This is a genomic window from Microbulbifer sp. ABF4_148 (assembly GCF_056158985.1).
On the sequence record NZ_JBSWUI010000001.1, the window covers coordinates 962049 to 973857 of the forward strand.

The 11809-nt window shown below is 56.1% G+C and carries 12 protein-coding genes; 10 read left to right on the plus strand and 2 right to left on the minus strand.

The genetic code is table 11. The annotated features are described in order from the left end of the window. The first annotated feature begins 133 nt into the window (after window positions 1-133). The 3 genes from ACXAD0_RS04210 to ACXAD0_RS04220 all read left to right on the plus strand — a co-directional run bounded on the left by ACXAD0_RS04210 (window position 134) and on the right by ACXAD0_RS04220 (window position 4092). Window positions 134-523: a nuclear transport factor 2 family protein gene (locus tag ACXAD0_RS04210; RefSeq protein WP_475087101.1), complete on the plus strand. Its 390-nt coding sequence runs from the start codon at window positions 134-136 to the stop codon at window positions 521-523. Window positions 524-594: 71 nt separating this feature from the next. Further along, window positions 595-2634, plus strand: a complete 2040-nt coding sequence (locus ACXAD0_RS04215; protein WP_475087102.1) for an oxidoreductase — start codon at window positions 595-597, stop codon at window positions 2632-2634. A gap of 180 nt (window positions 2635-2814) precedes the next feature. After that, entirely contained in the window at window positions 2815-4092 is a 1278-nt protein-coding gene (locus tag ACXAD0_RS04220; protein ID WP_475087103.1) for an amidohydrolase family protein, read from the plus strand. Window positions 4093-4258: 166 nt separating this feature from the next. On the opposite strand, the gene ACXAD0_RS04225 is transcribed toward ACXAD0_RS04220, so the two are convergent. Further along, entirely contained in the window at window positions 4259-4588 is a 330-nt protein-coding gene (locus ACXAD0_RS04225; protein ID WP_475087104.1) for a hypothetical protein, read from the minus strand. A gap of 39 nt (window positions 4589-4627) precedes the next feature. Here ACXAD0_RS04225 and ACXAD0_RS04230 point away from each other — a divergent pair, with 39 nt between their 5' ends. The 4 genes from ACXAD0_RS04230 (at window position 4628) to ACXAD0_RS04245 (ending at window position 8095) form a co-directional block, all read left to right on the plus strand. After that, the gene (locus ACXAD0_RS04230; protein WP_475087105.1) at window positions 4628-5794 is read left to right on the plus strand and encodes a hypothetical protein; all 1167 of its coding nucleotides are present in this window, start codon (window positions 4628-4630) and stop codon (window positions 5792-5794) included. A gap of 72 nt (window positions 5795-5866) precedes the next feature. After that, window positions 5867-7339, plus strand: coding sequence for a tetratricopeptide repeat protein (locus ACXAD0_RS04235; RefSeq protein WP_475087106.1), 1473 nt, complete (start codon window positions 5867-5869; stop codon window positions 7337-7339). 172 nt (window positions 7340-7511) lie between these two features. Continuing rightward, complete coding sequence (locus ACXAD0_RS04240) at window positions 7512-7841, plus strand: winged helix-turn-helix domain-containing protein (RefSeq protein ID WP_475087107.1); 330 nt, start codon at window positions 7512-7514, stop codon at window positions 7839-7841. Next, entirely contained in the window at window positions 7838-8095 is a 258-nt protein-coding gene (locus ACXAD0_RS04245; RefSeq protein WP_475087108.1) for a hypothetical protein, read from the plus strand. Before ACXAD0_RS04240 ends, ACXAD0_RS04245 begins: the two co-directional genes overlap by 4 nt. Before the next feature lie 136 nt (window positions 8096-8231). Here the strand turns inward: ACXAD0_RS04245 and ACXAD0_RS04250 are convergent, their stop codons facing one another. After that, window positions 8232-8651, minus strand: a complete 420-nt coding sequence (locus tag ACXAD0_RS04250; RefSeq protein WP_475087109.1) for a MerR family transcriptional regulator — start codon at window positions 8649-8651, stop codon at window positions 8232-8234. Window positions 8652-8798: 147 nt separating this feature from the next. Here ACXAD0_RS04250 and ACXAD0_RS04255 point away from each other — a divergent pair, with 147 nt between their 5' ends. The 3 genes from ACXAD0_RS04255 (at window position 8799) to ACXAD0_RS04265 (ending at window position 11607) form a co-directional block, all read left to right on the plus strand. Then, a complete protein-coding gene (locus ACXAD0_RS04255; RefSeq protein WP_475087110.1) occupies window positions 8799-10028 on the plus strand; it encodes an NADH:flavin oxidoreductase/NADH oxidase family protein in 1230 nt (409 codons plus the stop codon). 479 nt (window positions 10029-10507) lie between these two features. Further along, window positions 10508-10762, plus strand: a complete 255-nt coding sequence (locus ACXAD0_RS04260) for a hypothetical protein (RefSeq protein WP_475087111.1) — start codon at window positions 10508-10510, stop codon at window positions 10760-10762. Window positions 10763-10800: 38 nt separating this feature from the next. Then, window positions 10801-11607: a hypothetical protein gene (locus tag ACXAD0_RS04265; RefSeq protein ID WP_475087112.1), complete on the plus strand. Its 807-nt coding sequence runs from the start codon at window positions 10801-10803 to the stop codon at window positions 11605-11607. The last annotated feature ends 202 nt before the right edge of the window (window positions 11608-11809 follow it).

Here is an 11809-nt window from a genome sequence, read left to right on the forward strand (position 1 = left end):
GTCAAGAAGGCGCAAACCGGCTTCCCGCCGGCGATAGCGATGGTGGACGGGCGTTCACACCGCGCGGCCGGCACAGAACACAGCCCGAACAAGAACGACAAACAGAGCCAGCACAGCACAAGGGAGACAGGCGATGACCGACCCACGTTTAGAACAATGGCATCAGGTTGTATTTGAAAAAGACCAGGACTTGCTGCGGCAACTGCTGGCAGAGCAGGTGGAGTTCCACTCCCCCACCGTGTGGAAGCCGAAGCTCGGGCGCGACGTAACCCAGTTCATCCTGATGAACGTGATCGATATCTTCCAGGACTTCCAGTACCACCGTCAGCTGGTTAACGGCAACGATATGGCCCTGGAGTTCTCCGCCACGGTCGAAGACAAAAGCATCAAGGGTATCGACCTGATTCGCTGGGATGACAACGGCCAGATTATTCACTTCGAAGTGATGCTGCGGCCCCTCAACGGCCTGCAGAAAGTATTCGAACACATGAATGCGCGTGTCGTTGCCGCCGGCTTCGCCTGATACGCCAACGCATTCCACGATACCCGGGTGTGTCCCGGGTAACGATGTCCACAAATTTTAGGTAGCAGATCATGAGTCACACCTCCGCCAGCCCTTACCCGAAAATGCTCGAGCCCCTCGACCTGGGCTTCACCACCCTGCGCAACCGCGTACTGATGGGTTCTATGCACACCGGCCTCGAAGAAGCACCCGATGGCCACAAGCGTATGGCCGCGTTTTTTGCCGAGCGTGCCCGCGGCGGCGTTGGCCTGATCGTCACCGGTGGCTTCGGCCCCAACAAGCGCGCTGCCACCCACGAGCACACCAAGATGCTGTGGAGTGAAGAGGATTGCGCAGATCACCGCCTGATCACCGATGCGGTGCATAAAGAAGGCGGCAAGATCTGTATGCAGATCCTGCACACCGGCCGTTACGCCTTTAACGAAAACCCCATTGCACCGTCTGCCATCCAGGCACCGATCAATCCGTTTATGCCCAAGGCCGCGACCGAAGACGAGATCGAAGAGCAGATCGTCGACTTCGTGCGCACTTCCGTACTGGCCAAAGAGAGTGGCTACGACGGTGTGGAGATCATGGGCTCTGAGGGCTACTTCCTTAACCAGTTCCTCGCTGCGCGCACCAACCAGCGAGATGACGACTGGGGTGGCAGTTACGAAAACCGTATGCGCCTGCCGGTAGAAGTAGTGCGCCGCGTGCGCGAAGCGGTGGGCGAAGACTTTATTATTATTTACCGCCTGTCCATGCTCGACCTGGTCGAAGGTGGCAGCAGCTACGAGGAAATCGTCACGCTGGGTAAAGCCATCGAAAAAGCCGGTGCCACCATTATCAATACCGGCATCGGCTGGCACGAAGCGCGCATCCCCACTATTGCCACCAAGGTGCCGCGTGCCGCGTTTACCTGGGTTACCGCCAAGTTCCGTGAAGAACTGTCGGTACCGTTGATTACTTCCAACCGGATCAATACGCCGGAAGTGGCCGAAGAAGTGTTGCAGCGCGGTGATGCCGATATGGTTTCCATGGCGCGCCCGTTCCTGGCGGATGCCGACTTCGTCAACAAGGCGGCGGAAAACCGCAGTGACGAAATCAATACCTGCATCGGCTGTAATCAGGCCTGTCTGGACCACGTGTTCAGCCTGAAAATGACCAGCTGCCTGGTTAACCCGCGAGCCTGTCACGAGACCGAGCTGAACCTGCTGCCGGCTACCAATGTGAAAAAACTCGCCGTCATTGGTGCGGGCCCTGCCGGCCTCGCGTTCGCCACTTCGGCGGCGGAGTGTGGCCACGACGTCACCCTGTTTGATGCTGCCAGCGAAATCGGTGGCCAGTTCAATATCGCCAAACAGATTCCGGGCAAGGAAGAGTTTTACGAGACCCTGCGTTACTTCCGCCGCCGTATCGAGACTACCGGCGTGACCCTCAAGCTGAATACACCGGTGAACGCTGAGCAGCTGAACGACAGCGACTTCGATGAAGTCATTCTCGCCACCGGTATTACCCCGCGTGTGCCGGCCATCCCCGGTGTCGACCACGAAAAAGTACTGGGTTATCTCGATGTACTGAGAGACAAAAAGCCGGTCGGCAAGAAAGTCGCCGTCATTGGTGCGGGCGGTATCGGTTTCGATGTGTCCGAATACCTGACTCATGCCGGTGAAGCCACCAGCCAGAATATCGAAGCATTTATGCGCGAATGGGGTGTGGATATGACCCTGCAGGCGCGTGGTGGTATCGAAGGCGTTGAGGCAGAAGTACCGGCCTCACCGCGCGAAGTCTTCCTGCTGCAGCGCAAGGCGAGCAAGGTGGGCGGCAAACTGGGTAAAACCACCGGCTGGATCCATCGCACCGGCCTCGCCAACAAAGGGGTCAAGATGATTCCGGGCTGTGAATACGTGAAGATTGATGACGACGGCCTGCACATCAAGATGGGTGACGAGAGCAAAGTGCTCGACGTCGACAACGTCATTTTGTGTGCGGGTCAGGAACCGGCACGCGCATTGGTCGAAGGCCTGAGCAAGCCGTATCACCTGATCGGCGGCGCAGACGAAGCAGCCGAGCTGGATGCCAAGCGTGCCATCGACCAGAGTATGCGCCTGGCGGCCTCTATCGGCGGTTGATGCAAAGCGCTTATCGTTCATAAATCATCTAAACGATACTGGCCTGCGCCTCCGGTGACTTACCGGGGCGCAGGCTGTCTCCCCGCCAAAAAGCGCAAGCGCCGCTTGGCTGGTAGCCCAATTGTCATCCCCGGCAAATTCCTTTAGCGTGTACCGCAACAATAATTAGGTACACAGACCATGAAGCACGCCCTCCTCGCGGCCGCAGCCGCTGCCCTGATGTCCTCCTCTGCACTGGCAGACACCACCGTGATCCATGCCGGCACGTTGCTCGCCGTTCCCGGTGAGGCGCCCTTAAAAGAGCAGAGTGTGGTGATCGAAGACGGCAAGATCACCGGTGTGAGCGCTGGCTACGTAAATCGTGACGGCGCCACCGTGATCGACCTGAAAGACAGCTTCGTGATGCCCGGCCTGATGGATATGCACGTGCACCTGCAGGGCGAGCTCGGCCCCAAGAACGATTCCGAAGCCCTGAAAATGTCCATGCCGCTGACCCAAATGCGCTCGCAGATGTTTGCCAACCGTACCCTGGAAGCCGGCTTTACCACCGTGCGCGACGTGGGTAACAGCGGTGAAGAAATGTATGCAATGCGCGATGCCATCAACAAAGGCTGGGTCGATGGCCCGCGCATTATTGCGGCCGGGGGCGTGGGAATTACCGGTGGCCATGCGGACGTGAGCGGCGTTAGCCCGGAGCTGATGGAATTTCATGACCATAAGACCAAGACCGTCTGTGATGGCCCCTACGACTGTCGCCGCGCGGCCCGTCATGCCATCAAGTACGGTGCTGACCTGATCAAGATTACTTCCACCGGCGGTGTCCTCACCGATCGCGCCACTGGCACCGGCCAGCAGATGGAAATGGACGAGCTGAAAGAAGTGGTGCTGGCAGCCAAGCGTATGGGTCGCAAAGTCGCCAGCCACGCGCACCAGGAAGACGGCATTATCGCCGCGCTGGAAGCCGGCGTTGCCAGTATCGAGCACGGCACCTACGCGGGTCCCCGTTCGCACAAACTGTTCCGCCAGACCGGCGCCTACCTGGTACCCACCCTGCTGGCCGGTGACACCGTGGTGCAGATGGCCAAGAACACCGATGTACTGAGTGAAGCACAGAAAGAAAAAGCCATCCGCGTCGGCACTGATATGCGCGGTAACTTCCGCAAGGCGGTGGATGCCGGTGTGAAGATCGCGTTCGGGACCGACTCCGGTGTGTCCAGGCATGGCACCAATGCGCGCGAAGCGGTATTGATGAGCGAGGCCGGTATGGACAATATGGCGATCCTCAAATCCGCTACTGTAAACGCCGCCGATCTGATCGATATGACCGATTCCCTCGGTACCATCGAAGTGGGCAAGCATGCGGACATCATCGCTACCGAAGGCTCGCCGCTCGACAATATCGAAGAGTTGCTGGATGTGGATTTTGTCATGAAGGGCGGCAAGGTCTTTAAAGACTAAGTACTGTCTGACATAAACAGAGCGCTAACCCAATCGGCGTGGTTAGCGCTCTTCCCCACTGGGATAATTGTAACCGGGGCTGATATCGCCGGGAGTAACTATCGGGTATCCCGCTATTAGCCCAATTGTGGGCGAATCGAATTTGTTATAACTTCGGGCGCACGAATCATAAGGTGCGCACACCATGAAACCGTCCTTTCTTTTCGCGACGCTTGTCCTGTCCGTCGTTGTTCATCTCCCTGTTGCAGGCGCCGCTGATCTTCGCAAATACGAAACCGACAGTTTTGTGGTCTACTCCGAGCTTTCCGAAAAGAAAACCCGCAAGCGTATCGAAGAGTTCGAACTCTTCAGAAAGTCGATACATACCTTCCTGAGTATTCCCGAAGAAAAAACCAAAACACCGTTGGAAATTCACCTTATTTCCGGCTCCCGCAAGCTCAACAAACTCGCGAATGCAAAACACCTGAGCGGGTTTTTTATCGATAGAACGGGTCATCCGCTGATGGTCGTCGGCCCTGGTCGGAACAATGAAACGATGTATCACGAATATATTCACTTCGTGGTGCGTCGGTTTGGTGCCGTCACACTGCCCAGATGGTATGACGAGGGGCTGGCCGAGTTTTACTCCACCATGACCTTCAAAGACGGCAAGGCAGTGATCGGCAAGGTGCCGGAAGATCGCGCACAGTGGCTGCGGTATGACTCGATGCTCAAGACCAATGACCTGCTCGCGCCAGGCAATAAGCTGTCTGAGAAAAGCGTAACTGCCAACCGCTTTATCGGTCGTTTTTATGCCACCTCCTGGGTAATGACCCACCGAATTTTGTTGGGTGATCGAAACGGATTGCCGGATTATAAAAAAGGCGTTGCGGATTACCTGATCAAATACAATCAGGGTGAACATGATCCCGACCAGTTTCTGCAATCACTGGGAATGGATGACAAGGCATTCCGCAAGGATCTGAGCAGCTACCTGCGCAAACGGCGGCTCAACGGCGCGGGGTTGGTTGCCCCGCAAGTGAATCCACAAATTAGCGTCACCGAACTGAGTGAAGAGGAAGCATTTAGCGTGAATCTGCGCCTGCATATCGCGGTGCGCGGGTGGAGTGAATACACCAGAACACTATTCGACAAGCAGAAGCTGCCGCTCACCGGTGAACTGAAAGCGGCGCAGGCGGTGTTCGAAGGGCATGAAGAGACAGTCGATCCGGACTTTGAGCAAACGCTTTCCGCGCTGGCAGAGGACGCGTCCCTGAGCCCGGTGGGTCGCGCCTATCTGGGGCACGCCCTATATGACCTGGCCAGAAAGCCCGGCTATGGCCGCGATGCCATGCTTGCTGAGGCGCTGGGGCACCTGGAGCATGCCCGCGACCACAATGCGCTGTATGGCCACGAGTCCATTCTGGTGGAGGTCAACTGGCTGCTCGGCAAGAAAAATGCAGCGATCCGCGAGCTCAGCCGGATCATCCAGCTCAACCCGGCCAGCTTCTCGGCCAATGCCCTGGCGGCAGAATATGCCATCAAGGCGCGTCTGCAGGACAATGCGGACTACTTCGTGGGCAACGTACTCGCCTGGGCCCATACTGAGCGTCAGCGCGAAGAGGCTGAACGGCTGGCCAGAGTACTAAAGCTGAGCCGGGAGGCCGATGCGCACAAGGCCGTCACTGCCCAACCAGAACCGGATGGGACAGCGGAACTGTAATCCACTAAGCTAAATGCCAAGGTATGGCGTGAGCGAACAGCAGTCGGGGTGATTGGCGTGTGGCGAAACCGGGTGGCATCGACAGTCATTTTTCTCGCTGCACTACTGCTGGCCGGCTACGCCAGCGCCACCCCAGACTGGCGCCAATACCAGTCAGAAAACTTTGTTGTCTACTCGGATTTCTCCGAACAGGTCAGCCTGCAAAAGATCGAGGAGTTCGAGCTGTTCCGCCAGGCGGTGCATAACTTCCTCAGCATTCCCGAAACCGCCCACAGCACCCCGCTGGAAATCTACCTGATTCGCAATGACCGCGCGCTGCGCCAACTGATCAACCGCGACAACGTGGCCGGCTTTTTTATCGACCGTACCGGACATCCACTGATGGTAGTGGGGGCCGGGGGCAATAACGAAACCATGTACCACGAGTATGTGCACTTCCTCGTGCACCGGCTCGGCAGTTTCCAGTTCCCCAAATGGTACGGCGAGGGTCTCGCGGAATTTTATTCGACCATGCAGTTTGATGGCGATAATGCCATCGTCGGCAAGCTGCCGGACCTGGCCGCCCACTGGATCGCGCGGGATTCCATTTTGCCGGTGGAACAACTACTCGCCCCCGGCGAACGCCTGAGTGGCCAGAGTGAAACCGACAAACAATTTACCACCGGCTTCTATGCCACCGCCTGGTTGCTCACTCATCGGCTGTTACTAGCCGACCAGAACGGCCTGCAAAACCATACCGCCGGACTCATCGATTACCTGGTGCGCTACAACAGTGGCGAGCACGCCCCCGAAGTATTTTTTGAGTCCCTCGGGGTTGAGCCGAATGCGCTCCAACTGGACCTGGATAACTACCTCAACCAGAACAAAACCAATGGCGTCAGTATTCCGGCCCCCCAGGTCAGCAACTATGTGGCCGTGGCCGAGCTCAATGACGAACAAGCCTTTAATCTGCAGGTGCGCCTCGCCCTCGCCGTGCGCGGCTGGAGCCCCTACGTCAAAGCAATGATAGATAAGCACGACGAGCGCCTCAGTGCCGAAGTGCAGGCCGCACTGGCCGTGCTGACAGTACGTGAAGACAAGAATATGAAAAAGCTGCAGAAGGCCATTGAAGCCCTGCTGCAGGAACCCACGCTGAGCGCGGTCGGGCACGGTTATCTGGGCCGCGCTCTGTATGAACAGGCGCGCCTCCAGCCCAAGCGTGGCCGCGAATTGCTGGAGCAGTCGCTGCACCACCTGGGGTTATCCAAAAGCCAGAACGCCCTCTACGGCGAAGAACATTTACTGGTGCGCATCCACTGGGCGCTCGGCAACCAGCGCGTGGCCATGGATGAGGTGGATCGCATTATCGAACTGAACCCTGCCAGCTTCTCCGCCAATGCCCTCGCCGCAGAAACCATGATCAAGGCCGGTATTGAAGAGCGCGCCGTGCACTTCCTCGAGCGCGTGGTGGACTGGGCGCATACCAAAGAGCAGCTCCAGCGCGCGCAGCGATTAATGCAGCAGTACGAATCCAGCAAAACCGGTGCAGCCGCGGCAGCGGAGTAATTGAGCTGCGCGCTCAAAGCGCGACTTACCCATGCCGGCAATTTTTTACCGGGCTTGCTTCGTCTCTTCATGCATCTCGTTCGGGTTAACCGCAGCGCTCCTTCTGCGTACTTGCACTCGAACTCATAAGACCGATAATTTAGGTCATATAACCCAATAACTAGGTCGCAAGATGCTGGAAGCACTCCTCGGCTCAGAAGGCGCGGAACGGACACTGCTCTTCCTTGAGGCAAGAGAGTCCGGCTATGCCCGTGAGATCAGTGACTTCTATGGGCTCAGCCTCAACGTGGTGCAAAATCACCTGTATCGGATGGAAGCGGATGGCCTCCTGGTGAGCGAGACGGTCGGACGAACCCGTGTGTTTCGTTTTAATCCACGTTTTGTATTTCTTTCAGAGACCCGGGCCCTGCTGCGCGCGGCCCTCGATCGCCTGCCGTCGAAGTTACGCGAAGATCTCCTAGTGAGCCGCCGCCGTCCCCGCCGGACAGGGAAGCCATTATGAGCATCGCAGGCCTGTTCCGGGCAGAGCTCGCTGCCTGTATCTGCACGCAGCTTGAGTTGGATGGTATCCAGGTCGTCCTGACCGGTGGATCCTGCGTTTCTATTTACTCCAGCGAAGCGTATGTCTCGAAGGATCTCTACCTGATCGATGTCAGTTATGCGCCTGCTCGCAAAATCCGCAAGGTACTGGCAGGACCAGCAGGGTTTGGCGCAGGCGCTGATGGTTACACGCCTGCAGCCGGTCAATCTCGATGAAGTGGCGCGCTGGCTAAGTACCGAGGGGTTCCCCGAGGTATTCGACGAGTTCACACAGCAACTGTCCGAAGGTTAAGGGCTGCGCTGTCGGCAGCCAGAAAAACTATTTTTTATCACAGCGGAATAATCGCCGCGGTTATTGTTCTCCCACTTCCATGACCTCGGCCATCCTCTGCAAGTCCTCCGATACCAGGCAGCGCCGCTTCTCCCACGCGTTGATCGCCATCCCGCGCACTTCAGTCAGCGTCGCGTGCTTTTGCTGCAGGCTGCTGATCAGCTGCTGGATATCTCCGAGCCGGGTATCGATCGCCTGCAGCGCGCTGTCGGGCTCGAACTCTTCATGGGGGCGGAAGAACACCGCCATTTCCTCGAGGGAAAACCCCAGTGACTGCAGCCCGCGGATCATCTGCAGGCGCATGGCGGTCTCGTCACTGTAGCGGCGGTTGCCGCCGGCGGTGCGGGTCACACCGGGCAGCAGGTCGCGCTGCTCGTAGTAGCGGATGGTGGAAGCCGGGACGCCGGTTTGCTCAGCGAGGGAACCTATGCGCATAATCATGTTCTGACAGCTAAGGGAGGTTGAAAGCCTCCGGGTAGAACGGCAATTGGTTAACCAAAGGCCTTGAAGTTGAAGTTAGCTTCAACTTTAACATTTCTGTATTACCACAAGCATCGCAAGTTTCCCGCGTTACGAGATCCGTTGTTTATGTCCGAGCAGACGTTTGCCTCCCTGGTGCTGCCGAATGGCCAGACCCTCAAGAACCGCATCGCCAAAGCCGCCATGGAAGAAGGCATGGGCACCGCCCGGTTGCAGCCCGGCGGGCAGATCCGGCATCTGTACCGGCAGTGGGCCGAGGGCGGCGCGGGGCTGATTATTACCGGCAACGTGATGATCGATAAGCTGGCCATGACTGGTCCCGGCGGTATAGCGCTGGAGGCCAATGAGGACCTCGAACCCTTCCGCCAGTGGGCCCTTTCTGCGCGTGCCAACCACACCCGCGTATGGATGCAAATCAGCCACCCGGGCCGCCAGGTATTCAAGGCCATGGGCGGCAAGGCACTGGCACCGTCTGCCATCCAGCTGGATATGGGCAAACACTCCGGCATGTTCCCGGTGCCCAAGGCCATGGACGAAGAGGAAATCCAGGATGTTATCCAGCGCTTTATCAACACCGCCATGCAGGCCGAGCGTGCCGGCTTTGATGGAGTTGAAGTGCACGGCGCCCACGGTTACCTGATCAACCAGTTCCTGTCACCGCGCACCAACCAGCGTGAAGACCGCTGGGGCGGCACCCTGGAAAATCGCGCGCGACTGTTAATGGATGTGGTGCAGGGCATCCGCGCCAACGTGCGCCGGGACTTTGCAGTGGCGGTTAAACTCAACTCCGCCGATTTCCAGCGCGGCGGTTTCGACCAGCTCGATGCCGCGCGTGTGGTGCAAATGCTGAATGGCTCCGGTGTGGACCTGATCGAAATTTCCGGCGGCAACTACGAGGCCCCCGCCATGCAGGGCCGCACCGTCGATGACAGCACGCTCGCGCGGGAAGCCTACTTTCTGGAATTCGCCGAACAACTGGCCAAAGTCAGCCAGGTACCCTTAATGACCACCGGCGGTATCCGCGGCCTCGATACCGTCGAGCACGTGCTCGCCGCCGGCGTGGATGTGGTGGGTATTGCCAGCGCCCTGGCGGTACAACCGGATCTCCCCAATCAATGGGCCAATACACCCGAACACCGCCCACATATCCCCACCGCCAATTGGAAAGACAAAACCCTTAGTGGCCTTGCCAACATGGCGATCATCAAGCGCTACCTGAAACGCTGGGGTGCGGCCAAGCGGGTGAAGAAACTGCATCCGCTGGTGAGTTTGGTGTTGGGGCAGATTAGGCAGAGGGGGTTGGTTAAACGGTATCGAAGTCAGAACACTAATGCTTGAATCATTGCACCGGCGCCAGGGATATAAGAATTCGCACGTGTAAATGAAAAAAAACCGTTATTTCCTGAAGTCGTAGCGGTTCTCAGTAGTAGGAAATCGTGAGTCCCGACCAATGTAGGTATTAACGCCTGCATGCGCGCCGATTTTTTCCATGATTCGAATACTAGGTGGTGTGTTACGGGCGAATACACCCAGATAGCGCCATTGCGTCTCTGCGGGAGAAAATACTGCGTTGCAGAAAAGTGATCACAGTTCATATGTAGCGATGTATCAACGAGCATGGGCGAAAAACCTATAGCATTAATACCGCAATAATCATTCGGCTGCATTTCCAAAAAATCATCTGGATCTGCTCATTTCCTCTTATATCCTGGCATTCATAGGAAAAAGTTTGAGAATAAATTTTTCTCGAATATAAATATCCCCTCTTAATGGATTAGATAAACGTATATGTACTCGTTACATATCAAGGGGGCGCTATGGATATTCTCAGGAGATTTTTGAATAAAAATTCAATTATTATCGCAGCGGTTGCAGGAGCAACTTTGCTGTCTGGTTGCTCTACAACAGCCTGGAACGTAGATCATCGTTTGGAAGAGAATGTCGAGATGGAGGTCGAACAAATCGAACTCGACAAATTGAGCTATATCGCAAGGTTTATGCTAAACCAGGAAACAGAAGGCAGTTTCTCCAGCGTATTAATGAGCAAAACGCTGAGATCTCCGATGCGCTGAAATCAGGTATAAGCAGTGCTTCTACCGCGCATTTTGCCTTGAACAATGATCCCTATCTGTCGGAGCTGGGGCTCGGATTAGCCGCGCTTGAAATTGGTGCGGGACTGGTAAGCACCTTCGGAAGTCACGGTGAGTACGACATTGTATCTGGTATTGCTCTACCGGCAGAGTACCAGGGTGAAACGCTCGATTCCCAGGAGGAAGCTCAGCGCGCTGCCGAGGATCTGGTTCAACAAAGGTTGCGTGCCGTTGAAGAAAAATTCGGCTTTAAAATCTCCCTTGACAAATTTGAGGAAGAATACGGCAGAAAAACTTACCGGGTAGATTTTACAGAGAATACAGACTTTTCCAGTTACGTATTTCGTCCCGAAGGGTCCCTGACTTTTATTACCCAACAATTTGAACTCAAACCCGTTGAATTGGACAATGTGCACCCGCTGGAGGTCCTTGCGCACGGCTTTGTTCCAGCCTGGAAAACGGATCCAGCCAATGGCTGGCTGACGATTCTCACCAGTGGCACTGTGCTCGATGAGAATGGTGAAATTGTTTACCAAAAAAGTGAGGAGCATGGGTTCCAGTACCCGGTGACAAGCGGAGGGGTTGATCTAAAGCATTCCCAGTTAGGCATGGACATACTGCGCACCTACTATGCGGATGGCGGCTACCAATTCTATGGGTTTGATTACTTTATCGATTACCTGTACTTCGATGGAAAACTGTACGCCGGGTACAGTGAGAATGAAGATAGATTTATATCCCATGAGGTTTTTCCTCCCTCGCCAGAAATCGTTGAGGAGAAAGTTAATGAGTTAGAACAGGCAGGCAAGTCGTTGAGCGAAATCTAAGAGCATAAAGATGTCAAAAAATGTAATGGACTTGGGTTGGATAATACCGGAGGTATACATGCGACTAAGTTCTCCTGCTCCTTAAGGTGCGAGACTTCGTCCATACTGTGCGGGAGGTGAATCTCTCGAAGACTCGTCTCTGCTAATGATTAACGTTGTCACCACTTGGCTAGTAGCTTGTATATCGAGAAAGCACTGTAGA

What these genes read in the sequence shown, in the direction of transcription:
- ACXAD0_RS04210 (WP_475087101.1), top strand. Translation starts at nt 134, where the DNA reads ATGACCGACCCACGTTTAGAACAATGGCATCAGGTTGTATTTGAAAAA.
- ACXAD0_RS04215 (WP_475087102.1), top strand. Translation starts at nt 595, where the DNA reads ATGAGTCACACCTCCGCCAGCCCTTACCCGAAAATGCTCGAGCCCCTC.
- ACXAD0_RS04220 (WP_475087103.1), top strand. Translation starts at nt 2,815, where the DNA reads ATGAAGCACGCCCTCCTCGCGGCCGCAGCCGCTGCCCTGATGTCCTCC.
- ACXAD0_RS04225 (WP_475087104.1), bottom strand. Translation starts at nt 4,588, where the DNA reads ATGACCCGTTCTATCGATAAAAAACCCGCTCAGGTGTTTTGCATTCGC.
- ACXAD0_RS04230 (WP_475087105.1), top strand. Translation starts at nt 4,628, where the DNA reads ATGTATCACGAATATATTCACTTCGTGGTGCGTCGGTTTGGTGCCGTC.
- ACXAD0_RS04240 (WP_475087107.1), top strand. Translation starts at nt 7,512, where the DNA reads ATGCTGGAAGCACTCCTCGGCTCAGAAGGCGCGGAACGGACACTGCTC.
- ACXAD0_RS04245 (WP_475087108.1), top strand. Translation starts at nt 7,838, where the DNA reads ATGAGCATCGCAGGCCTGTTCCGGGCAGAGCTCGCTGCCTGTATCTGC.
- ACXAD0_RS04250 (WP_475087109.1), bottom strand. Translation starts at nt 8,651, where the DNA reads ATGATTATGCGCATAGGTTCCCTCGCTGAGCAAACCGGCGTCCCGGCT.
- ACXAD0_RS04255 (WP_475087110.1), top strand. Translation starts at nt 8,799, where the DNA reads ATGTCCGAGCAGACGTTTGCCTCCCTGGTGCTGCCGAATGGCCAGACC.
- ACXAD0_RS04260 (WP_475087111.1), top strand. Translation starts at nt 10,508, where the DNA reads ATGGATATTCTCAGGAGATTTTTGAATAAAAATTCAATTATTATCGCA.